The 23,021-nt window shown below is 56.1% G+C and carries 17 protein-coding genes, 1 tRNA gene, 3 rRNA genes and 2 pseudogenes; 8 read left to right on the top strand and 15 right to left on the bottom strand.

Annotated elements, in window-relative coordinates; translation table 11 throughout:
- Nucleotides 1-10: 10 nt before the first annotated feature.
- The 3 genes and pseudogenes from ABOC21_RS21700 to ABOC21_RS21690 all read right to left on the bottom strand — a co-directional run bounded on the left by ABOC21_RS21700 (nt 11) and on the right by ABOC21_RS21690 (nt 3,084).
- Nucleotides 11-1,294 (bottom strand): efflux RND transporter periplasmic adaptor subunit, encoded by a 1,284-nt coding sequence (locus ABOC21_RS21700; RefSeq protein ID WP_426813232.1) that lies wholly within the window; start codon nt 1,292-1,294, stop codon nt 11-13.
- 26 nt (nt 1,295-1,320) lie between these two features.
- Nucleotides 1,321-1,668, bottom strand: a complete 348-nt coding sequence (gene cusF, locus ABOC21_RS21695; RefSeq protein ID WP_426813231.1) for a cation efflux system protein CusF — start codon at nt 1,666-1,668, stop codon at nt 1,321-1,323.
- A 29-nt stretch (nt 1,669-1,697) separates the two neighbouring features.
- Nucleotides 1,698-3,084: pseudogene (locus ABOC21_RS21690) on the bottom strand (Cu(I)/Ag(I) efflux RND transporter outer membrane protein).
- Between the two features lie 171 nt (nt 3,085-3,255).
- Between ABOC21_RS21690 and ABOC21_RS21685 the strand changes: the two are divergent.
- Together ABOC21_RS21685 and ABOC21_RS21680 are read left to right on the top strand one after the other, a co-directional pair.
- Nucleotides 3,256-3,939, top strand: coding sequence for a copper/silver response regulator transcription factor (locus tag ABOC21_RS21685; protein ID WP_045853224.1), 684 nt, complete (start codon nt 3,256-3,258; stop codon nt 3,937-3,939).
- A complete protein-coding gene (locus ABOC21_RS21680; protein ID WP_426813230.1) occupies nt 3,929-5,377 on the top strand; it encodes a Cu(+)/Ag(+) sensor histidine kinase in 1,449 nt (482 codons plus the stop codon). The genes ABOC21_RS21685 and ABOC21_RS21680 overlap by 11 nt, the downstream gene beginning before the upstream one ends.
- A 49-nt stretch (nt 5,378-5,426) precedes the next feature.
- On the opposite strand, the gene ABOC21_RS21675 is transcribed toward ABOC21_RS21680, so the two are convergent.
- The gene (locus tag ABOC21_RS21675) at nt 5,427-6,548 is read right to left on the bottom strand and encodes a JmjC domain-containing protein (RefSeq protein WP_426813229.1); all 1,122 of its coding nucleotides are present in this window, start codon (nt 6,546-6,548) and stop codon (nt 5,427-5,429) included.
- Between the two features lie 602 nt (nt 6,549-7,150).
- Between ABOC21_RS21675 and ABOC21_RS21670 the strand changes: the two genes are divergently transcribed.
- The 5 genes from ABOC21_RS21670 to ABOC21_RS21650 all read left to right on the top strand — a co-directional run bounded on the left by ABOC21_RS21670 (nt 7,151) and on the right by ABOC21_RS21650 (nt 13,278).
- Nucleotides 7,151-8,690: ribosomal RNA gene (locus tag ABOC21_RS21670) — 16S ribosomal RNA — on the top strand.
- Nucleotides 8,691-8,775: 85 nt separating this feature from the next.
- Nucleotides 8,776-8,851, top strand: a tRNA-Glu gene (locus ABOC21_RS21665).
- A 217-nt stretch (nt 8,852-9,068) separates the two neighbouring features.
- Nucleotides 9,069-11,976: ribosomal RNA gene (locus tag ABOC21_RS21660) — 23S ribosomal RNA — on the top strand.
- Between the two features lie 91 nt (nt 11,977-12,067).
- Nucleotides 12,068-12,183 (top strand): 5S ribosomal RNA (gene rrf / locus ABOC21_RS21655).
- Together the 16S, 23S and 5S rRNA genes with 1 tRNA gene alongside form the textbook arrangement of a ribosomal RNA operon.
- Nucleotides 12,184-12,960: 777 nt before the next feature.
- Nucleotides 12,961-13,278, top strand: a complete 318-nt coding sequence (locus ABOC21_RS21650; RefSeq protein WP_426813228.1) for a hypothetical protein — start codon at nt 12,961-12,963, stop codon at nt 13,276-13,278.
- Here the strand turns inward: ABOC21_RS21650 and ABOC21_RS21645 are convergent.
- Nucleotides 13,238-13,429 carry a hypothetical protein gene (locus tag ABOC21_RS21645; protein WP_426813227.1) on the bottom strand — a complete coding sequence of 64 codons (192 nt, stop codon included), beginning with the start codon at nt 13,427-13,429 and terminating at the stop codon, nt 13,238-13,240. The two genes, ABOC21_RS21650 and ABOC21_RS21645, sit on opposite strands and share 41 nt — an antisense overlap.
- Nucleotides 13,430-13,605: 176 nt before the next feature.
- On the opposite strand from ABOC21_RS21645, the gene ABOC21_RS21640 reads away from it, so the two are divergent.
- Complete coding sequence (locus ABOC21_RS21640) at nt 13,606-15,006, top strand: GGDEF domain-containing protein (protein ID WP_426813226.1); 1,401 nt, start codon at nt 13,606-13,608, stop codon at nt 15,004-15,006.
- A 53-nt stretch (nt 15,007-15,059) separates the two neighbouring features.
- Here the strand turns inward: ABOC21_RS21640 and trpS are convergent, their stop codons facing one another.
- The 10 genes and pseudogenes from trpS to cutD form a co-directional block, all read right to left on the bottom strand.
- A complete protein-coding gene (trpS, locus tag ABOC21_RS21635; RefSeq protein WP_426813225.1) occupies nt 15,060-16,067 on the bottom strand; it encodes a tryptophan--tRNA ligase in 1,008 nt (335 codons plus the stop codon).
- Nucleotides 16,068-16,271: 204 nt separating this feature from the next.
- Nucleotides 16,272-17,528, bottom strand: coding sequence for a tryptophan permease (gene mtr / locus ABOC21_RS21630; protein ID WP_426813224.1), 1,257 nt, complete (start codon nt 17,526-17,528; stop codon nt 16,272-16,274).
- 141 nt (nt 17,529-17,669) lie between these two features.
- Complete coding sequence (gene tnaA, locus ABOC21_RS21625) at nt 17,670-19,058, bottom strand: tryptophanase (RefSeq protein ID WP_426813223.1); 1,389 nt, start codon at nt 19,056-19,058, stop codon at nt 17,670-17,672.
- Nucleotides 19,059-19,182: 124 nt separating this feature from the next.
- Nucleotides 19,183-19,278 carry a tryptophanase leader peptide gene (gene tnaC, locus ABOC21_RS21620; RefSeq protein WP_004098218.1) on the bottom strand — a complete coding sequence of 32 codons (96 nt, stop codon included), beginning with the start codon at nt 19,276-19,278 and terminating at the stop codon, nt 19,183-19,185.
- A 248-nt stretch (nt 19,279-19,526) separates the two neighbouring features.
- Complete coding sequence (locus ABOC21_RS21615; protein ID WP_426813222.1) at nt 19,527-19,856, bottom strand: DMT family transporter; 330 nt, start codon at nt 19,854-19,856, stop codon at nt 19,527-19,529.
- Nucleotides 19,857-19,872: 16 nt separating this feature from the next.
- Nucleotides 19,873-20,283, bottom strand: coding sequence for a DMT family transporter (locus ABOC21_RS21610; RefSeq protein ID WP_426813221.1), 411 nt, complete (start codon nt 20,281-20,283; stop codon nt 19,873-19,875).
- Nucleotides 20,284-20,297: 14 nt separating this feature from the next.
- Entirely contained in the window at nt 20,298-20,987 is a 690-nt protein-coding gene (locus tag ABOC21_RS21605; protein WP_426813220.1) for a hypothetical protein, read from the bottom strand.
- A 12-nt stretch (nt 20,988-20,999) separates the two neighbouring features.
- Nucleotides 21,000-21,627: pseudogene (locus ABOC21_RS21600) on the bottom strand (phosphate propanoyltransferase).
- Nucleotides 21,624-22,046, bottom strand: coding sequence for a BMC domain-containing protein (locus ABOC21_RS21595; protein ID WP_426813219.1), 423 nt, complete (start codon nt 22,044-22,046; stop codon nt 21,624-21,626). Before ABOC21_RS21595 ends, ABOC21_RS21600 begins: the two are co-directional and overlap by 4 nt.
- A gap of 12 nt (nt 22,047-22,058) precedes the next feature.
- Nucleotides 22,059-23,006 carry a choline TMA-lyase-activating enzyme gene (gene cutD, locus ABOC21_RS21590; RefSeq protein WP_426813218.1) on the bottom strand — a complete coding sequence of 316 codons (948 nt, stop codon included), beginning with the start codon at nt 23,004-23,006 and terminating at the stop codon, nt 22,059-22,061.
- Between the last annotated feature and the right edge of the window lie 15 nt (nt 23,007-23,021).

Here is a 23,021-nt window from a genome sequence, read left to right as displayed (position 1 = left end):
TGCTATCTCCTCAGTGCGCATGCGCCGGGTTATTCGGCATATTCGGCGCCGCGGCGGTCGGCCGGGCGCGCATCCGATCCAGCGCGCCGGAGATATTGGCTTCGGAATCAATCAGGAACAGGCCGCTGGCGACCACCTTCTCTCCTTCGCGAATACCGGAGCGGATCGCCGTCATATCGCCGGACTGCTGGAAGACCTCGACCCGTTTCGGCACGAAGCGGCCGTCGCCGTCCACGGTGATGACCCGCTGTTCCGCGCCGCTGTCGATCAGCGCTTTCGACGGGATCAGCAGCATCGGCTGACTCTGCGCGTTCAGCTTCAGCCAGGCGGTCATTCCCGGTTTCAGCGCTTCATCCGGGTTATCGACCTGCAGACGCAGCTGCAGCGTGCGGGTGGCCGCATCCACGCCGGGCAGAATGCTCCATTTACTGATGGTGAAGGCTTTGTCCGGCCATGCCGGAACGGAAAGGACAAACTGCGAAGCGTCTTTAATCAGCCATGCGATGGATTCCGGCACCGAGGCGCTAATCCACACCGGGTCCATGCCCTGAATTTTGGCCACCACGTTATCTTTGGCGATGTTCATGCCGGCGCGTAGATCAAAGGCGGTAATCACGCCGTCAATCGGCGCTTTTAGGGTGAAGCGGGTCTGAATTTTGCGCGTCGCCTTCAGGCGGCGGATATCGTCATCCGGCATCCCGGCGAGGCGCAGCCGCTCGAGGATCCCCTCCACCTGGGTGGCGGTGCCGCCGGTTTCCTGCAGCAGCAGATATTCGCTCTGCGCCTCGACCCAGTCGGGAATGGTCAGGTCGATCAGCGGAGTGCCTTGCTTAATCTTATCGCCGACGGTTAACGGGTAGACCCTGTCGATAAAGCCCGCCGCGCGCGCCTGGACGATGACAAACTGGTATTCGTTATAGCTGACGTTGGCCGGGAAGGTCCGGGCGTAGCTTAGCGGCCCGCGCGCGACGGCGGCGGTTTTGACGCCCAGATTCTGCGTTTGCGTCGGGTCGATGCGTACGCCCGGGGCGGCCGAGGGCTGGGCCTCTTCATCGGCGTATTTGGCCACCAGGTCCATATCCATAAACGGCGATTTTCCCGGCTTATCAAAACGCGTATTGGGGTACATCGGGTCATACCAGAACAGGACTTTACGCGCCTGCCCGGCGGCTGGCTCCGCGTCGCCCGCAGGGTGGACGGGCGAAAGCCCGATATAGAGGCCCGCTGCAATAATGCCGCCAAGAGACATACTGCTGATAATGAGCGCAGCGGTTTTAAGTTTTAGAGAGGCCATCGTAATGCGCTCCGTGAACACCTTTATTAGTTAACGTGGATATCCTGTAATAAGGAGAGGCCGCCCTGCTGGATAAAGGTAAAAGTGACCTTATCGCCGGGCTTAATCGCGTTAAGCTGGGTTTGCGGGGTGATGGTGAAGCGCATAGTCATCGGCGGCCAGTTCAGCGCCGGGATGGCGTCATGGTCGATAGTGACTTTTTTACTTTCCATATCAATGGTTTTAACTTCACCGGTGGTGCTGATGACCTGCACCTGCCCGGCGGCTGGCGCGGCGGACATCATTTCGCCATGCTGGTGCCCGGCGGCTTGGGCGCCGGAGACCGCTGCAGACAGAAGAAGGCCCAAAATGACCGTTTTTGCGACATGATTCATGATTAACACTCCTGATATTCAATAATGGGTTATGCCAGCCAGCCGCCGCCGAGGGCGGTAAAGAGTCTGAATTTCGTTAACCTGGCGGGCGTAGTTGAGATCCAGCAGGGCCTGCTGCGTGGCGAACAGCGAACGTTCGGCGTCCAGCACTTCGATATAGCTGACCGCGCCATGCTGATAGAGCGTTCTGGCGCGCTGTAGGGTGATTTGCAGGGAGGCGAAATAGCGCTGCTGGGCGCTGATTTGATCCGCCAGGCTCTGGCGCAGGGCCAGGGCGTCGGCCACCTCTTTAAAGGCGTTCTGGATTTTCTGTTCGTAATTCACCACCGACTGCTGCTGGCGGATTTCGGCGACATCGAGATTGGCCTGATTACGCCCGGCGTTGAATATCGGCAGCTCGATTTTAGGGATGAAATTCCACATCCCGCTGGCGGGATTAAACAGGCTGGAGAGGTCGGCGCTGCTGGCGGAAAGCGAGCTGGTTAGCGTAATCGACGGGAAGAAAGCCGCCCGCGCGGCGCCGATATTGGCGTTCGCCGCCCGCAGCTCGTGCTCGGCCTCTAAAATATCGGGACGCTGGAGTAAGATCTGCGAGGAGAGGGCGGGCGGCAGCCTGACGCTGTGAATATCCGCCGCGCTGCCGGCCGCGTCGTCTGGCAGCCGCTGATAGCTGCCCAGCAGCAGCTGCAGGGCGTTATTGGCCTGCGCCAGCTCGCCTTCTCGCCTGGCGATGTCGGCGCGGGTGCTTTCAATCACCCCGCGCGCCTGCTCCAGCGCCAGCACGCTACTGCTGCCGGTCAGCAGCTGTTTCTCTACAAAAGCGTAGGACTGGCGGTAGTTTTGTAGCGTCTCGCGCGCCACGGCGAGCTGCGCTGCGGCCAGCCGCTGGTTGAAGTAGCTTTGCGCAACGTTTGAAATTAATAAGATGTGCACCGCGCGCCGGGCTTCTTCGCTGGCGAAAAAGGTCTGCCGCTGCGCCTCGCTCATGTTTTTCAGGCGGCCGAAGAAGTCGAGATCGAAGCTGAGGTTCAGCCCGGCCTGATAGTCGCTGCTGGTGGCGGTATCGCCTTTGAGCTTCCCGCCGTAGGTGCTGCTGGCGGCGTTGCTCAACTGTGGATAACGGTCGGCATCGGTCACGCCGTACTGCGCCCGCGCTTCCTGTACTTTCAGGGTTGCCATGCGCAGGTCCCGGTTATCGACGAGCGCGGTCGCAATCAGCGATTTAACCTGCGGATCGGCGAAAAAGGCGCGCCAGCCGCTGTCCTGATAGCCCGCAGGCGGCGCAACCAGTTTGTTCTGGCTGAGGGAGAACTGCTGCGGCACCGGCGAAGGCGGCTGTCGGTACTCCGGGGCTAAGGAGAGACAGCCCGTCAGAATAAAAATAACGCTGAGAGAAACAAGCTTTAACTGGCGCATAGTGGCAGATTTATCGGCTATCAGGGAATGCCTCGTACTTTACGCAACGGCGTCTGTTTGACGCGTGACGGGAAAATGACAAAGCTGTCATTTTCCTGAGAATTCATTGCTATCCGGTTTGGCTCCTCTAAAATTGAAAGCCCGCACAACCGGCGCGTGAAGGAGCAGGTGATGAAGATTTTGATCGTCGAAGATGAGATGAAAACCGGTGAGTACCTGACGAAAGGGCTGACGGAAGCCGGTTTTGTTGTCGATCTGGCGGATAACGGTCTGAACGGCTATCACCTGGCGATGACCAGCGATTACGATCTGCTGATCCTCGATATCATGCTGCCGGACGTGAACGGCTGGGATATCGTCAGAATGCTGCGATCCGCCGATAAGGGCATGCCGATCCTGCTGCTGACCGCGCTGGGGACCGTTGAGCATCGGGTGAAGGGGCTGGAACTCGGGGCCGATGACTATCTGGTGAAGCCCTTTGCCTTCGCCGAGCTGCTGGCGCGCGTCAGGACGCTCCTGCGCCGCGGGGCGGCGACGATCGTTGAGAGCCAGTTTCAGGTGGCGGACTTAACGCTCGACCTGGTTAGCCGCAGGGTGACCCGCGCGGGCGCGCGCATCACGCTGACCAGCAAAGAGTTTACGCTGCTGGAGTTCTTTATCCGCCATCAGGGGGAAGTTCTGCCCCGTTCGCTGATCGCCTCTCAGGTGTGGGATATGAATTTTGACAGCGACACCAACGCCATTGACGTGGCGGTGAAGCGGCTGCGGGGCAAAATCGATAATGATTTTGAGCCGAAGCTTATCCAGACCGTGCGCGGCGTCGGCTACGTGCTTGAGGTGCCGGATGGCGATTAAGCTGCTGCAGCGGCCTTTTTCGCTGGCGACGCGGCTGACCTTTTTTATCAGCCTGGCGACGATAGTGGCCTTTTTCGCCTTCACCTGGATAATGATCCACTCGGTAAAGGCGCACTTTGAAGAGCGTGATGCCCACGATCTCAGGCAACTGGCCACCACCCTTGAGACGGTGCTCAACCACACCGACTCTCCTCAGGCGCGGCGGCTGGAGATCTTAAAGAACGTGATCGATGGCTACGCCAACGTCTTTATTTGCCTCGATGACGGCAGCGGCAAGATCCTGTTCCAGTCGCCGAATGGCCCGGATCTCAGCCATATCATGAGTACGCCGGGGCTCGCCGCCAGATTGCAGGATGGCAACGTCATTTCGTGGGTCGATCCGCATCCGCGGGCGTTAAGCCATGACAATCACCAGATGCAGACCCGCTCCTGGCGGCTGATTATGCTGCCGCTTAGCCGCGCGGCGGAAGGCAGGCCGGACTACCGCCTGCTGATGGCCCTGTCGATCGATTTTCATCTCCACTATATTAACGAGCTGAAGGCGAGGCTGATTTCGGCGGCGACGATGATCAGTATCCTTATCATCTTCATCGTGCTGTTCGTGGTCTATCACGGACATAAGCCGATTCGCCGGGTCAGCCGACAGATTCAAAACATTACTTCTCGCGACCTCGATGTGCGCTTAAACCCGCAGTCCGTGCCGATTGAGCTGGAGCGGCTGGTGCTGTCGTTTAACCACATGCTTGAACGTATAGAGGATGTGTTTACCCGTCAGTCCAACTTTTCCGCAGATATTGCCCATGAGATCCGCACGCCGATCACCAACCTGGTGACCCAGACGGAGATCGCGCTCAGTCAGACCCGCAGCCAGAAAGAGCTGGAAGATGTGCTGTACTCCAATCTGGAAGAGTTCTCGCGGATGTCGCGAATGGTCAGCGATATGCTGTTTTTGGCGCAGGCTGACAATAATCAGCTGATTCCGGAGCTAAAAGCGCTGAATCTGGCCGATGAGGTCAGCAAGGTCTTCGACTTCTTTGAAGCCTGGGCCGAGGAGCGGGAAGTGGCCCTGCGCTTTAGCGGCAGCGCCTGCTGGGTAGTTGGTGATCCGCTAATGCTGCGCCGGGCGATGAGCAATTTGCTCTCTAACGCTATCCGCTATACGCCTGGCGGCCGGGCGGTCACCGTTCATCTGACCGAGGCCAATGACCAGGTTCAACTGGTCGTTGAGAATCCGGGAGCGCCGATCCCTGCGGAACATTTGTCGCGGCTTTTCGACCGCTTCTACCGCGTCGATCCCTCCCGCCAGCGGAAAGGCGAGGGGAGCGGCATAGGGCTGGCGATCGTTAAATCAATCGTCACGGCGCACCGCGGCAGCGTGGCGGTGGAGTCCGACGTACGCGCAACCCGCTTTATTCTGATGCTGCCAAAACGGGCGTAGTAAAAGCAGGCTATAAAAAGAAGCCCGGCGGCGCCAGGCTTCGGGACGCTTACTCTTCGAAGTACCAGTAGCCCTGGTTGATAAGGCGCGTCAGCTCGGCGATAAATTGCGGGTTGTGCAGCGCCTTGCCCAGCTCATCTTTACCCAGCGAGGTGTAGCGGCACAGCGCGTCCAGCGCCTCGGCATCGGTGATTGCCAGCGCTTCGCTGTTTACAAAGAAGCTGTCGCCGATATGCAGTACCCGCAGGCCGCTCAGGCGGGCCAGCGTTTCGCCGCCGTTCAGAGCATCAACAACCTCTTCTTCTGCATAAGGCGGCTCGGCCGGCGCGATGTCCAGATCGTGACGCGGGGTGGTGGCAAAGCGGCCGAACCACTGGGTGAACTCCTCCGGCTGGCTAATCATGTCGATCATCATTCCGCGCAGGCGTTCGAGCTCATACTCTTCTACCCGGCCGGGGTGTTCGCGACAGGTCAGGTCCGGATCGCTATAGTGCTCGCCGCCAAGATCGTTTTCCAGCGCGTAGTCGGCAAAGCTGCTGATCAGGTCGCGACCGTTTGGCCCACGGAAGCCAACGGAGTAATTCAGCGCCGTTTCGTGGGTGATGCCGTCGTGCGGGAATCCTGGCGGGATATAAAGGATATCGCCCGGTTCGAGGTCTTCATCAATAATCGGCGGGAAAGGATCGACGTGCAGCAGCGCCGGGTGCGGGCAGAACTGACGCATCGGCAGCTTGTCGCCTACGCGCCAGCGGCGGCTGCCCATGCCCTGAATAATGAAGACATCATACTGGTCGATATGCGGGCCAACGCCGCCGCCCGGGACCGAGAAGGAGATCATCAGGTCATCCAGACGCCAGTCAGGCAGCACGCGGAACGGGCGAACCAGCTCGGCGGCGGGCATATGCCAGTGGTTTACCGCCTGCGCCAGCAGCGACCAGCCGGTTTCGCCCAGGCCATCAAAATGTTCGAACGGCCCGTTGCTGGCCTGCCACTGCTCGTTCACCAGGCTGACCAGCCGACTGTCGACTTCCGGTTCCATGGCCAGACCCGCCAGCTCGTCCGGGGTGATCGGATCGACGAAGTTCGGGAAAGCATTCTTTAATACTATCGGCTGCTTTTGCCAGTACTTCTCTAAAAACTCGGGCCAGTTAATATTCAGTTGATAAGCCATAGATTCACACCACTAAGGAAGAAACGGCCCTGATTATAGAAAGGTGTGAACCGAGGGCGCCTTGTCGTGAGTCAAAGCGGCTGCTTAATCCGCCGTTTGTGGCCTCTCTAAACCAGAGGGCGTCATCTGCGCGCAGGTCGCCGCGCATTTTTTGAAAAAACGGTATGTTGTCTGCAATGAGCCGCAGGCCGTGCCAGGCCTGGGTTTTATCGGTTTTTGCTATCTGAGATATGGATGGGTAAGTTCAAATAATGAGCGCTTGATAGGTTTTTTGTATTTTATGGCTTGCCATACCAAAAGAACTCCCTATAATGCGCTCCCACTGACACGGCAAATGTGAACAACTTCACAGATTAAGCCGGGTCGCAAGAGAAAAATCCTGAATTAAAGGGTTGACTCTGCAAGAGGAAAGCGTATTATACGCCACCTCGCAACGGTGAGCGAAAGCCGCGTTGCACTGCTCTTTAACAATTTATCAGACAATCTGTGTGGGCACTCAAAGTGACATGGATTCTTAACGTCTTCGGACGAAAAATGAATACCAAGTCTCTGAGTGAACATACGTAATTCATTACGAAGTTTAATTCACGAGCATCAAACTTAAATTGAAGAGTTTGATCATGGCTCAGATTGAACGCTGGCGGCAGGCCTAACACATGCAAGTCGAACGGTAGCACAGAGAGCTTGCTCTCGGGTGACGAGTGGCGGACGGGTGAGTAATGTCTGGGAAACTGCCTGATGGAGGGGGATAACTACTGGAAACGGTAGCTAATACCGCATAACGTCGCAAGACCAAAGTGGGGGACCTTCGGGCCTCATGCCATCAGATGTGCCCAGATGGGATTAGCTTGTAGGTGAGGTAACGGCTCACCTAGGCGACGATCCCTAGCTGGTCTGAGAGGATGACCAGCCACACTGGAACTGAGACACGGTCCAGACTCCTACGGGAGGCAGCAGTGGGGAATATTGCACAATGGGCGCAAGCCTGATGCAGCCATGCCGCGTGTATGAAGAAGGCCTTCGGGTTGTAAAGTACTTTCAGCGAGGAGGAAGGTGTTGAGGTTAATAACCTCAGCAATTGACGTTACTCGCAGAAGAAGCACCGGCTAACTCCGTGCCAGCAGCCGCGGTAATACGGAGGGTGCAAGCGTTAATCGGAATTACTGGGCGTAAAGCGCACGCAGGCGGTCTGTTAAGTCAGATGTGAAATCCCCGGGCTCAACCTGGGAACTGCATTTGAAACTGGCAGGCTTGAGTCTTGTAGAGGGGGGTAGAATTCCAGGTGTAGCGGTGAAATGCGTAGAGATCTGGAGGAATACCGGTGGCGAAGGCGGCCCCCTGGACAAAGACTGACGCTCAGGTGCGAAAGCGTGGGGAGCAAACAGGATTAGATACCCTGGTAGTCCACGCTGTAAACGATGTCGACTTGGAGGTTGTTCCCTTGAGGAGTGGCTTCCGGAGCTAACGCGTTAAGTCGACCGCCTGGGGAGTACGGCCGCAAGGTTAAAACTCAAATGAATTGACGGGGGCCCGCACAAGCGGTGGAGCATGTGGTTTAATTCGATGCAACGCGAAGAACCTTACCTGGTCTTGACATCCGCGGAATTCAGCAGAGATGCTTTAGTGCCTTCGGGAACCGTGAGACAGGTGCTGCATGGCTGTCGTCAGCTCGTGTTGTGAAATGTTGGGTTAAGTCCCGCAACGAGCGCAACCCTTATCCTTTGTTGCCAGCGATTCGGTCGGGAACTCAAAGGAGACTGCCAGTGATAAACTGGAGGAAGGTGGGGATGACGTCAAGTCATCATGGCCCTTACGACCAGGGCTACACACGTGCTACAATGGCATATACAAAGAGAAGCGACCTCGCGAGAGCAAGCGGACCTCATAAAGTATGTCGTAGTCCGGATCGGAGTCTGCAACTCGACTCCGTGAAGTCGGAATCGCTAGTAATCGTGGATCAGAATGCCACGGTGAATACGTTCCCGGGCCTTGTACACACCGCCCGTCACACCATGGGAGTGGGTTGCAAAAGAAGTAGGTAGCTTAACCTTCGGGAGGGCGCTTACCACTTTGTGATTCATGACTGGGGTGAAGTCGTAACAAGGTAACCGTAGGGGAACCTGCGGTTGGATCACCTCCTTACCTGAAAGAACCTGCCTTTGTAGTGCTCACACAGATTGTCTGATGAAAAGTAAATAGCAAGGCGTCTTGCGATTGAGACTTCAGTGTCCCCTTCGTCTAGAGGCCCAGGACACCGCCCTTTCACGGCGGTAACAGGGGTTCGAATCCCCTAGGGGACGCCACTTGCTGGTATGTGAGTGAAAGACGCGTGCCGACATATCTCAAAACTGATTCTCAGGAATCACGTTTGAGATATTTGCTCTTTAAAAATCTGGATCAAGCTGAAAATTGAAACGACACACTGTTTCCTTTCTCCGTAATAAGAAAGGAAAAATGGTGTGTTCGAGTCTCTCAAATTTTCGCAACACGACTGTTTTACGAAACAGCTTCGGGTTGTGAGGTTAAGCGACTAAGCGTACACGGTGGATGCCCTGGCAGTCAGAGGCGATGAAGGACGTGCTAATCTGCGATAAGCGTCGGTAAGGTGATATGAACCGTTATAACCGGCGATTTCCGAATGGGGAAACCCAGTGCAATTCGTTGCACTATCGTTAAGTGAATACATAGCTTAACGAAGCGAACCGGGGGAACTGAAACATCTAAGTACCCCGAGGAAAAGAAATCAACCGAGATTCCCCCAGTAGCGGCGAGCGAACGGGGAGCAGCCCAGAACCTGAATCAGTTTGTGTGTTAGTGGAAGCGTCTGGAAAGTCGCAGGGTACAGGGTGATACTCCCGTACACTAAAATGCACATTCTGTGAGTTCGAAGAGTAGGGCGGGACACGTGGTATCCTGTCTGAATATGGGGGGACCATCCTCCAAGGCTAAATACTCCTGACTGACCGATAGTGAACCAGTACCGTGAGGGAAAGGCGAAAAGAACCCCGGCGAGGGGAGTGAAAAAGAACCTGAAACCGTGTACGTACAAGCAGTGGGAGCACCCTTCGGGGTGTGACTGCGTACCTTTTGTATAATGGGTCAGCGACTTATATTCTGTAGCAAGGTTAACCGTATAGGGGAGCCGCAGGGAAACCGAGTCTTAACTGGGCGTTAAGTTGCAGGGTATAGACCCGAAACCCGGTGATCTAGCCATGGGCAGGTTGAAGGTTGGGTAACACTAACTGGAGGACCGAACCGACTAATGTTGAAAAATTAGCGGATGACTTGTGGCTGGGGGTGAAAGGCCAATCAAACCGGGAGATAGCTGGTTCTCCCCGAAAGCTATTTAGGTAGCGCCTCGTGAACTCATCTTCGGGGGTAGAGCACTGTTTCGGCTAGGGGGTCATCCCGACTTACCAACCCGATGCAAACTACGAATACCGAAGAATGTTATCACGGGAGACACACGGCGGGTGCTAACGTCCGTCGTGAAGAGGGAAACAACCCAGACCGCCAGCTAAGGTCCCAAAGTCATGGTTAAGTGGGAAACGATGTGGGAAGGCCCAGACAGCCAGGATGTTGGCTTAGAAGCAGCCATCATTTAAAGAAAGCGTAATAGCTCACTGGTCGAGTCGGCCTGCGCGGAAGATGTAACGGGGCTAAACCATGCACCGAAGCTGCGGCAGCGACGCTTATGCGTTGTTGGGTAGGGGAGCGTTCTGTAAGCCGTTGAAGGTGGCCTGTGAGGGTTGCTGGAGGTATCAGAAGTGCGAATGCTGACATAAGTAACGATAAAGCGGGTGAAAAGCCCGCTCGCCGGAAGACCAAGGGTTCCTGTCCAACGTTAATCGGGGCAGGGTGAGTCGACCCCTAAGGCGAGGCCGAAAGGCGTAGTCGATGGGAAACAGGTTAATATTCCTGTACTCGGTGTTACTGCGAAGGGGGGACGGAGAAGGCTATGTTAGCCGGGCGACGGTTGTCCCGGTTTAAGCATGTAGGCGGAGGTTCCAGGTAAATCCGGAACCTTTTTAACGCTGAGGTGTGATGACGAGGCACTACGGTGCTGAAGTAACAAATGCCCTGCTTCCAGGAAAAGCCTCTAAGCATCAGGTAACAACGAATCGTACCCCAAACCGACACAGGTGGTCAGGTAGAGAATACCAAGGCGCTTGAGAGAACTCGGGTGAAGGAACTAGGCAAAATGGTGCCGTAACTTCGGGAGAAGGCACGCTGATGGTAAGTGAAGCGACTTGCTCGTGGAGCTGAAGTCAGTCGAAGATACCAGCTGGCTGCAACTGTTTATTAAAAACACAGCACTGTGCAAACACGAAAGTGGACGTATACGGTGTGACGCCTGCCCGGTGCCGGAAGGTTAATTGATGGGGTTATCCTTAGGGAGAAGCTCTTGATCGAAGCCCCGGTAAACGGCGGCCGTAACTATAACGGTCCTAAGGTAGCGAAATTCCTTGTCGGGTAAGTTCCGACCTGCACGAATGGCGTAATGATGGCCAGGCTGTCTCCACCCGAGACTCAGTGAAATTGAACTCGCTGTGAAGATGCAGTGTACCCGCGGCAAGACGGAAAGACCCCGTGAACCTTTACTATAGCTTGACACTGAACACTGGTCCTTGATGTGTAGGATAGGTGGGAGGCTTTGAAGTGTGGACGCCAGTCTGCATGGAGCCATCCTTGAAATACCACCCTTTAATGGCTGGTGTTCTAACGTGGGCCCCTGATCGGGGTTGCGGACAGTGTCTGGTGGGTAGTTTGACTGGGGCGGTCTCCTCCCAAAGAGTAACGGAGGAGCACGAAGGTTAGCTAATCCTGGTCGGACATCAGGAGGTTAGTGCAATGGCATAAGCTAGCTTGACTGCGAGCGTGACGGCGCGAGCAGGTGCGAAAGCAGGTCATAGTGATCCGGTGGTTCTGAATGGAAGGGCCATCGCTCAACGGATAAAAGGTACTCCGGGGATAACAGGCTGATACCGCCCAAGAGTTCATATCGACGGCGGTGTTTGGCACCTCGATGTCGGCTCATCACATCCTGGGGCTGAAGTAGGTCCCAAGGGTACGGCTGTTCGCCGTTTAAAGTGGTACGCGAGCTGGGTTTAGAACGTCGTGAGACAGTTCGGTCCCTATCTGCCGTGGGCGCTGGAGAATTGAGGGGGGCTGCTCCTAGTACGAGAGGACCGGAGTGGACGCATCACTGGTGTTCGGGTTGTCATGCCAATGGCATTGCCCGGTAGCTAAATGCGGAAAAGATAAGTGCTGAAAGCATCTAAGCACGAAACTTGCCCCGAGATGAGTTCTCCCTGACTCCCTGAGAGTCCTGAAGGAACGTTGAAGACGACGACGTTGATAGGTCGGGTGTGTAAGCGTAGCGATACGTTGAGCTAACCGATACTAATGAACCGTGAGGCTTAACCTTACAACGCCGAAGCTGTTTTGGCGTGAGACGAATAATCAGCTTGATACAGATTAGCTGACAGGCCTTGTGGCGTGTTGGTAAACAGAATTTGCCTGGCGGCAGTAGCGCGGTGGTCCCACCTGACCCCATGCCGAACTCAGAAGTGAAACGCCGTAGCGCCGATGGTAGTGTGGGGTCTCCCCATGTGAGAGTAGGGAACTGCCAGGCATCAAATTAGCAGTATGGCACTGACCTTTGAGGCAGTTCACTACTCGACAGAGAGTAGGACAAAAGCGAATGCTTTTGAACGTTGCGAAGCAACGGCCCGAAGGGTGAATCACAAAGTGATTCATAAACTGCCAGGCATCAAATAAAACGAAAGGCTCAGTCGAAAGACTGGGCCTTTTGTTTTATGTGTTGTTTGTCGGTAAGCGCTCTCCTGAGGAGGACAAATTCGTCGGGAACGAATTTGCACAGCACGGAGTGCTGCCCGGAGGGTGGCGGGCAGGAAGCCCGGCATACAACTGCCGGGCATCAGACCAACAAAGAAACCTCATGCGCAGGCATGGGGTTTTTTTGTTGTCTGCGGTTCAGGAAACAACCTGCCGCAGACCAAATCGCACGCCGTGACCCGCGCTCTTCTGATGAGAAAAAATCTTCCTTTCCCCGATGCTATATTTAAAATATAAATCAGCTATGGTTTAAATATAAAAACACGCTTTCTAATTAATGCTCTGAATAGCTTTAATTCATTTGTTTATTATATTTATTTAATTTTATTAATCACTTACGAAACAACCTGCCGCCGTTTAAACCGTAATATCGTAATAGCTGGACTTTGCGAAAAAAATGATTTACTGTCCTTAACACTTTGTTAACTTGATCGGATTCGGGTTAACTGAATTGTGATATAAAATATCAAGCGTACTGCCGATATTAATGCCTGTTTCGGTCGCTTACGGGGCCAAATAACCTCTGTTACCGGGCGGCAATATGAGAATATAAATGAAAATCCTGCTTAGCTGGCCCCCTTTACGCCGGCTCACCCGCTACATACAAGAACGCCTCACCTTTTTGGTCCTGCTCTGCTGGCCGGCAATTATCTGGCTGGCGTGTCGGGTCTGCGTCTGGCTGGCCGATAGCGCGTATACGCTGCTGGGTAAGCCGTTAAGCGAGTCGTTTACCGTCTATCTGCAGCCGCTGATGACCTTTGGCACGCTGGTCCGCATCTCCGTGAGCTGGGTCGTGCTGCTGTTCATTCTGTTTAGCATGGCGATGGGCTTTACCTGGCTGCTGCGCCGCGTGATGAGCCGCAAAAGCTAACCGTATTCAGCACCCGGCCGGCGGCGGCCAGCACTTCGTCCGAGTCAATATCGGCCTGGATGCGTCGTTCCGTCGTCCGGGCGGCGACTCCGAGGCGCTGTTCGTTAAGCACCCGAATATCCATCCTCGCCAGTACCTCGTCCTTGCGCATTGAGTATATCCATCCGTTAACTGTGGGATCTTGCCGCCGCGTGTCGAACCGTCAGCCACCATCCGGATGGAATGGCGTAAATGGCGATTGCTGCATTTTCAATCTGGTTGGTCATAGCTAACTGTTGTAAGATCTGCGGCCCTGAAAGGCGAAAACGTCAGCGAGCGCTTTATTCAATGAGTGATGAAAGCAAAAAATATATCGCGATTATTTTTAAGGAATGGCTGCCGCTGCACGACGGCCTGACGCCGGAAGTGAAGGCGGTGCTTAATAATATTGCCACCGGGCAGTCGGAAGCGCTGGCGGCCCGTTTTTATGACTTTATTTTTCAGGACCCGGATATTGCCAGGCACCTTACCTACGACCTGGTTCAGGAACGTCTGAGCCGCTCGCTGGCCGGCTGGGTCAAAGATATTTTGACCTGCGAGAAGGATGACCTGCAGGCGCTGGCGGAAAGGCAATACCATATTGGCAGCATTCACTCGCGGATCGGCATCCCCGCCGAGGCCGTTCTGCGCGGCGCCAGGCAGCTCAAGGCCGGGGTTATTGAATACGTTTGCGACAGCGCGATTGACCGCCAAACCGGCATTGCCGCCATCTACTATGCGATTATGGCGTTTAATATGGCGATCGAGATGATGTGCCACGCCTACACCCTGTCGCACTATCGGGCGACCAAAAACGAAGAGGCCTATCGCCTGTACAGCCTGATGGATAACGTGCCGATGGAGTACGGCAAACAGCAGGCCGCGCTCTCCGGCTGGGAAAATACCGTTATTTTTAATATCGTTAGCGAAAATAAAAACGATATTAACACCACGTTATTATCGGAATCCGAGTTTGGCCTGTGGTTCCGCCATAAATGCGTGCGCTATTTTAACAAGAACGCGCAGATGGAAGAGATCGGCGACTTGATTACGCAGGTAGATAATTTAATCATCGGCTGGAAATCCTCAGACAGCAGCGCAGAATATAAAAATACGCAAACTTTGCTCCAGAGCATCCACATCCATTGCCAGAAAATCAGCAGCCAGCTCGGGGTTATCTTCAGCAGCCTGTCGCAAATGCAAAATGGCAAAGACGCCCTTACCAGCTTGCTCAACCGTCGCTACCTGCCGGTGGTCCTCAAGCACGAGGTTACGCTCGCCATGGAGTATGAGCGGCCGATGACGGTGGCGATCGTCGATATCGACCATTTTAAAGAGATTAACGATAGCTGGGGCCACCAGGTGGGCGACAGGGCGATTAAGCACGTTGCTGACCTCCTCAGCGATAATATCCGCTCCAGCGACTATATCTTCCGCTACGGTGGCGAAGAGTTTCTGCTGGTGCTGGTGGAGACCGACGCCCGCGAGGCCCATGCGCTCCTTGAACGCCTGCGCAAAAATATCGGCCAGCTCGCCTTCAACGTCGGCGGCGAGACCGAAATCGCCATTACCGCCAGCATCGGCTACGCGGTTCATAGCGGCCATCCTGACTACAACCTGCTGCTGCGCGATGCCGATAGCGCGCTCTATGCCGCCAAGCGCGACGGACGCAACTGCGTGAAGATGCATGAAGGCGCCAGCGGCGGCTAAGCCGTCTGCCGGCCAGGTTCCCACAGGCGAAGCGCGATGGCGAGTCGCCGCGCTCAGAACAGAATCGGTAAGCCCAGACCCCGTTTTACCTCATGCAGCGTCCGCTGCGTGAGGCCGTTAGCCCGCTCGCTGCCCTGACGCAGCAGATCCAGCAGCATGCCTTTATCGGCAATAAACCGCGTCCGGCGCTCGCGTATCGGCGCCAGCAGCGTCTGCAAACACTCCTCCAGCGCGTTTTTACACTGCCGATCGCCCAGTCCGCCGCGCTGATAGTGCGCCTTCATTTCGGCAATCAGCGCCCTGTCGGGGTGGAAGGCATCGAGATAGGTAAAGACGACGTTACCTTCCACCCGGCCCGGGTCGGCAACGCGCAGGTGGCCGGGATCGGTATACATGGCGCTGACCGCGCGATGGATCTCCTCTTCGCTGGCCGAAAGCGTCAGCGTATTGCCCAGCGATTTTGACATTTTTGCGCCGCCGTCAACGCCCGGCAGGCGGCCGACCTCGCTGAGCAGCGCCCGGCAGGGCTGTAGCACCGGCATCGTGGTCAGACTATTCATCTTATGTACGATTTCGTTGGTCTGTTCGATCATCGGCAGCTGATCGTCGCCGACCGGCACCAGCGCGGCCTTAAAGGCGGTGATATCGGCCGCCTGGCTGATGGGGTAGGCCAGAAAGCCCACCGGCAGCGAGCGGGCGAATCCTTTCTGCGCAATCTCATGTTTGACGGTGGGATTGCGCTCGACGCGGGCGACGGTGACGATATTCATATACAGGGCGCTCAGCTCGGCCAGCGCGGGGAGGGCCGACTGCAGGCAAATCGTGGTTTTGTGCGGATCGATGCCGACGGCCAGATAGTCGGCCATCACCTCAAAGATATTGCCGCTTACCTTTTGCGGGTTGCTGCCGTTGTCCGTTAATCCCTGCAGGTCGGCGACCAGAATAAACTGCTGGTGGTCATGCTGCAGCTGCACGCGCTGGCGCAGCGATCCCACGTAGTGGCCGAGATGCAGCTGGCCGGTTGGACGATCGCCGGTAAGAATGGTCGGGTTGGTGTTCATCAGAGACTCCTTACGATGTTGTTAAGCCGAAAGACGTCGCTGAGAAACGATAAAGCCGCCTTCCGGCGGCTTTAAAAATGGAAACATTAATCGTGCCGCCTGTTATGCAGGCAGCCACCAGCGGAGGGGGCGGATAACGACAACGTTTCTGTTCATCGGACTATCCTGTCACGAAACGCGGCGGCAGTGAAAGCGGTTTTTTATTTAGCGATAAACCGGCAGCAGGTTAAGGCTGGATAAAATATGAACGATCGCGTTGGCGCCGCCGAAGCACAAAATCAGGATAATCATGGCATTGCCGCCCCAGACCCGATAGGCAGGGCTACCAAAACGCCTGCGCGAGGCGCGCGCCAGCAGGGCGGGGACGATAGCGGCCCAGACGGTGGCGGCGAGACCGGCGAAACCGATGGCATAGATAAAACCGTTGGGCCACAGCAGCCCGCCGACAATGGGCGGCAGGAAAGTGACCAGCGCGGTTTTAAAGCGCCCCTGACGGCTATCGTCGAACTTAAACAGATCCGCGAGATAATCAAACAGGCCGAGCGTGACGCCAAGGAACGAGCTGGCGACGGCGAAGTTGGAAAAGACGGTCAGCAGTAAATCCAGGGTTGCACTGTTCAGCAGGCCGCTTAGGGTCTGCACCAGCACGTCGATATTGCCGCCTTTTCCGGCGATATCGATAAACGCCGGGCGCGGAATATTGCCCATCGTACCGACCAGCCAGATAATATACAGCACCAGTGCCATCAGCGTGCCGAGCAGCAGGCAGCGGCGAATGATCTGCGGGTCTTTACCGTAGTACTTCATCAGGCTGGGGACATTGCCGTGATAGCCAAAGGACGCCAGACAGAACGGCAGCGTCATCAGCACGTAGGGCAGATACGACGCATTCGCTTCCGCGCGATTGAACAGAATCGCGGGCTCCACGTGCCACATCAGGCCGCCAAAGGTCATAAAGAAGGTGAGAATTTTGGCGCCCAGTACGATGGTGGTCATCCGACTGACCGCTTTAGTACTCAGCCAGACGATAAAGGCGACGACCAGCGCGAACGCCAGGCCGCCTGAGCGTGCGGGAACCGCGAGATGCATTTGCGCAAAAGTATGCTGAATAACCGAACCGCTGGCGGATATATAGGCGTAGGTCAAAATATATAATACGAAGGCCACGGTCAGGCCGTTAATAATATTCCAGCCGGTGCCCAGTAAATCTTTCGTAATAGTGTCGAAGCTGGCGCCAGTACGATAATTCAGGTTTGCCTCGAGGATCATTAGCCCCGAATGCAGCATACAAAACCAGGTAAATACCAACGCCAGTAGAGACCAGAAAAACCAGGCGCCGGACATGACCACCGGTAGCGAGAACATGCCCGCGCCAATAATCGTGCCGCCGATAATCATCGCCCCGCCAATCAGCGATGGCGTATTTTTTGAGACCGCTTTTGCGACCGATAATGTAGCCATAAGGTTATTCCTCACGTGGCTATATATTAAGTAACAGGCTGCGGGAAAACGGCTACCCAGGCGCAACCCGAGTGAATTGAGCTTATTTTTCTGTATGCGAAGTTAAAGGCGCTCCCGTTGCGAGAGCGCCCGGGGGTTGGGTTATTGCACCGGTTTCAGTCTGGCGACGAAGTGGCGTAATACCGGCGGCTCATAGGTAAAGGTCAGGCCCTTAATCGTGGCGGCGCGGGCCTTAACGGCAATCAGCGCGTCAGCGATATAGTCCATATGATCGTTAGTATAAACGCGGCGCGGAATGGTCAGGCGCAGCAGCTCCATCGGCGAGGCCTTCTGCTTGCCGGTTTCCGGGTCGCGGCCGAGCAGCAGGGAGCCGATTTCCACGCTGCGGATACCCGCTTCCAGATACAGCTCGTTGTTTAACGCGTGCGCCGGGAACTGCTCCGCCGGGATATGCGGCAGCAGCAGTTTCGCATCGACGAATACCGCATGGCCGCCGGTCGGATACTGAATCGGAATGCCGCCTTCGCGCAGGCGTTCGCCAAGATATTCCACCTGATTGATGCGATAAGCGAGGTAATCCTCGTTGGTGCCTTCTTCCAGACCAATAGCCAGCGCCTCCATATCGCGTCCCGCCAGACCACCGTAGGTGACAAAGCCTTCCATCGGCACGCAGCGAATACGCACTTCGTTGAATAGCTCTTCGTCATCGCGGAAGCAGCACAGGCCGCCGATATTCACCATTGGATCTTTCTTGGCGGACATGGTCAGCATATCGCCGTACTGGTACATCTCGAGAATAATCTCTTTCACCGATTTATCGGCGTAGCCCTCTTCGCGCTGTTTGATAAACCAGGCGTTTTCGCAGAAGCGGGCGGAGTCGATCACCACCGGAATATTATTCTGGCGGGCAATCTGATATACCTCGCGCATATTCGCCAGCGATACCGGCTGGCCGCCGGAGCTGTTACAGGTGACGGTGGTAATGATGGCCGCCACATTTTCTGCGCCATGTTTGGCGATGGTCGCTTTCAGCAAATCAATATCGAAATTGCCCTTCCAGTCGTACCACGACGTGGTGTCGAAGGCTTTTGGCGTCACCACGTTAATGGCTTTCGCGCCGTTGAGTTCGACGTGGGCGGCGGTGGTATCGAAATGGAAGTTGGAAATAAACACCGGACGCGCCGACTTGCGGCGGGCAATCAGGCTCGGGAACAGAATCTGCTCTGCGCCGCGCCCCTGGTGGGTCGGAATGGTGTACGGATAGCCGATAATCTCTTTGACCTTTTCGCACAGGTGCTGATAGTTACGCGACCCGGCGTAAGCCTCGTCGCCCATCATCAGCCCGGCCCACTGATGGTCGCTCATCGCGCCGGTGCCGGAATCGGTCAGCAGATCGATATAAACGTCCTGACTATTGAGCAAAAACGGATTATAGCCGGCTTCCGCCAGGGCTTTGACGCGATCGTCAAAGGTGGTCATGCGAATGTTTTCGACCATTTTAATGCGGAACGGCTCAGGGATGCGTTTCATTTATTTTCTCCATGGGAATGCTATACCGCGTTTGGCTATTCGGCGACTAATAACAGGCGCAACAAACAGCGACTAAACGCAGTGCTAAATTAATTTTATTTAGAGGGTAAACAGCCGTGGAGAATTAACGAGGGAAGTCGTTGGAGATACGGTGATCCAAATTATACCAGTCGTCCAGGCCGCCCTGGGCAATGAGGCGATAAATCGATTTTTGCGTCATTACATCGTCCTCTGTAGGTGAAGGGATGTGATAAAAATAAGGCAAAATGGGAAAATAACTACGATTAAAATCACAAAAAGTTATTTATGGCTAAACGGAGCAGCAAAATTTGACGTTGGTCGTGTTTTTAGCGTGATCGATTATTTGATTAACAGGCGATAGTTTTTTGTTTTTTTATTGCGACAATAACGGCGTATAGCATGCGGTTTTTGCGCCCTCATGGAACTCGATGAAGGCGCAGGCGGGACTTACATGTTGGAGAAGACGTTCATGATGATGCCGCCGGAGATAATCAGCACCATGGCGAAGATGGCCGGCAGATCCGGTTTCTGCTTGTAGAGGATCATTGAGCAAATGGTGACGCCGACGATACCAAAACCGCACCACAGCGAGTAGGCCACGCCCACCGGAATGGTGCTCATCGCGCGGGTGAGGGCGAAATAGCACAGCCCGTAGGCGCAGACTACCAGCACCGACGGCGCCAGTTTGCTAAAGCCGTTGGTCTTTTTGATCATCGAGGTACCGGTGATTTCGGAGCCGATTGACAGCGCCAGCCATAAAAATCCGAGATTAAACATATGCTATTCCTTTCAGTCAGTTGGCGATCTTTTTGTCGAGAGGCGTAACCGGCTCGGCGGGCGCCGCGGCGCTCTCTTCGCTGCCCATTTTCGAGAACAGGTTCATGATGACGATGCCGCTGGCGATAATCGCCATGCCGATAATGGCCGCGGTATCCGGATGCTGGCCGTAAAACGCCATGCCCAGGGTGGAAACGACCAGGATGCCGGTGCCGGACCAGGTGGCGTAGGCCAGGCCGACGGGAATATCTTTCACCGCGCGGGAGAGCGAGTAGTAGCAGGTGCAGTAGAGAACAATCAGCAGCGCGAGCAGCATCATTTTGGTCGCGCCTTCGCTGCTGCCGAACATTTTAAGCGTTGAGGTGGCTGAGGTTTCGGAGAGGATAACCAGCAGCATCCATAGCCAACATTTTGTTTTGGAAGACATAATAAACTCCGGGTCTATTTATTAAGATAAGGTTCTTTTTTTCTGTTTTTTAAAAAATCGATGGCGGCATCTGTCAGCTCGGCATCGGGGGCGGCGGCCAGCGCCGGATTATTCACCACGTCTGTGACGGTAAGATAACGCCGCGCCGCGCTTGCCGGCGTCGCCGCTGCGCCAGCGCCCGACGTCAGCCGCTCCAGCAGTCCGTTCATATCGCACAGCGTAACCCCGCACTCCGTCAGCCGGGCCAGCGTCGCGCGCATCTGCCCGGCGTAGGCCGAGCGGGTCGCCGCGCCGTACAGCTGATTGAGCTCGCTGTCGGGATCGCAGTGGTAGCGCAGTGCCAGCACCGGCAGGCCGCTCAGCAGCGCCTCGTGCAGGCGTCTGGCGAACGGGCTGCGCAGGCTGCCGTTGGCCAGGTCTGCCGCCAGCGGATAGTCGAGGAACGGCACGATCGCCGCTCGCCAGGCCATTGCCGGCAGCGCCTCCTGCCAGGCTGACGGCGGGACGATTGTGCCCATTTCCTGCCAGCATGCGGCGTCCGGGATACCTTCGTCCAGTACGATATGCAGCGGATGCCCGCAGCCCGCCAGACGGCGGCGGATCGCCTGCCGGTAGCCGTCGGCGGCGGCGACCATCACCAGCACCGGCGGCTGTAGCCGCTGGACAATCCGCGTCACCAGGCGTTCGATCTCTTCGTCGGTCATGGCCGGTCTCCGTTAAGCGGGCTGGGTGATGACGACCTGCGCGCCGTTTTTCAGCCCGGCGGCGTTGGCCTCTTCGGTATCGATATGGAACTCAAGCACAAAATCATCGCGCACCCGAATCACCACTTCATCAAACGTCAGCCGGCGCTCGCCGTTGCTGCGGACGCTGACCTTCTGCCCGTTGCTGACGTTCAGCCGGCGGGCGTCCTGCGGCGACATATGAATATGTCGCCAGGCGCAGATCACCTGCGAACGAAGCTCAACGTGGCCCGCCGGGCCGATCAGCAGCGCGCTGCCGGCGTTCTCCAGCTGGCCGGACTCGCGCACCGGCGCCCTGATACCGAGAGTGAAGCAGTCGGCGCGGGAAATTTCCAGCCTGGCTGCGCGGGCGCGTGGGGCCGAGGACGCGAACGTGGGTCAGCGACCCCTTCGGCCCGACCACGGTGACGCACTCTTCAGCGGCGAACTGCCCCGGCTGACGTAGCGGCTTCAGCGGGGTTAGCGCGTAGCCCTTGCCGAACAGCGCTTCGACATCCTGCTGCGCCAGGTGAACGTGGCGGTTAGAGATGCCGACCGGGATCTCCGGGGCGATGCGGGTCAGGCGGGCGGCAATTTTTTCATGTAACAGAGCGTCGATCATGCCTTCTTCCCTTTCCTCTGCGCGGCGTTTTTATCTTCCGCCTGGCCCGCTGCGGGCTGCGCCGGGTACTGAGCGGTCGGCTCCGCCGCGTCTTTTTCTTCTTCCACAGGGCGCGGCGCGTCGATCTTAGCCGCAGGGCGCGACGGGCGGCCTTTTAATTTACCCAGCGCATCGACCACGCTGCGTTCCGGACGAGCGATGACCAGCGAGCCGACGATCTGGCCCGCGGCGACGACCTCGACGCCGCGCTCAATCGCGGTGTGGATGGCGCTGATTTCGCCCTCAAAGCAGACGCTGACCAGCCCGGAACCGATTTTACGGTAGCCGATGCAGCTTACGCCTGCGGCTTTACAGGCGGCGTCGACGGCCTGAACGGCGGCGACCAGCCCTCGCGTTTCAATTACGCCTAAACTTTTCATTGTCAGCTCCTGTTAATGGCGGACTAAACGAATATCAAAATCAAACTGCGCGAAGAACGTTTCCAGCCGGTCTAATTCTTCGGGCGAATAGGACGGGTCCTGGGTAATCGGGTACGGCATATCAAGGCGTTCATATTTTTTACGTCCCAGCTGGTGGTATGGCAGCATATCGATGCGGCGGATATGCCCGCGTTTGGCAAGCTTCTGTACATAATCAATGGCGCCGGTAATCGCCTCCCAGGAGTCGTTATATCCGCGCACCAGCGGCATCCTGACAATCACGTTGGCGCCGGAATCCACCAGCCACTCCAGATTGCGGCGGATCCCTTCGTTGCCAATGCCGAATAACGCTTTATGGTGCGCGCTATTGATTTGCTTAATATCGAATAAGAAGGTGTCGGTGACCGCCGCGAGCTTCTGGTAATTCGCCAGCGAGGTGGTGCCCTGAGTTTCGATAGCGGTATTGAGCATCATCTTTTTGCATTCGCTAAATAAGGCGACGGCAAAATCGGTCTGCAGGCTCATTTCGCCGCCGCCTATGGTCACGCCGCCGCCGGAGGCGATATAAAAATCGTAATCCTGCATGATTATCTCCATCAGCTCGCTGACGGTGACGTCTTTACCCATAATATCCAGCGCGTTCCGGGTGCAAATCTCTTCGCATTTACGACAGCCGATGCAGTCTTTATTGCGGTCGACGAAGTGCTTCATTGCGCCGTTTTCCTCCGCCCGGTAATGAATACCCGCCGGGCAGACGCTGACGCAGTCGCCGCAGTTCACGCACTTATCCTGCGAGAACATCACCTGAAACTGGCTGGTAAGCCCTTCCGGGTTCGCGCACCACGGGCAGCGGATATTGCAGCCTTTGAAAAAAACCAGCGTGCGAATACCATCCCCGTCGTAGATCGAGTACTTCTGAATATTGAAAATGCGGCCGGTTAATTCTTGTGTTGCGATCACGCTTGCCTCCTCCTC

The organism is Klebsiella sp. WOUb02 (assembly GCF_050058015.1).
In the GTDB taxonomy this organism is placed as follows: Bacteria; Pseudomonadota; Gammaproteobacteria; order Enterobacterales; family Enterobacteriaceae; genus Klebsiella.
The sequence above is the reverse complement of the archived record's forward strand: the minus strand, read 5'-3'. Positions and strand labels throughout refer to the sequence as shown.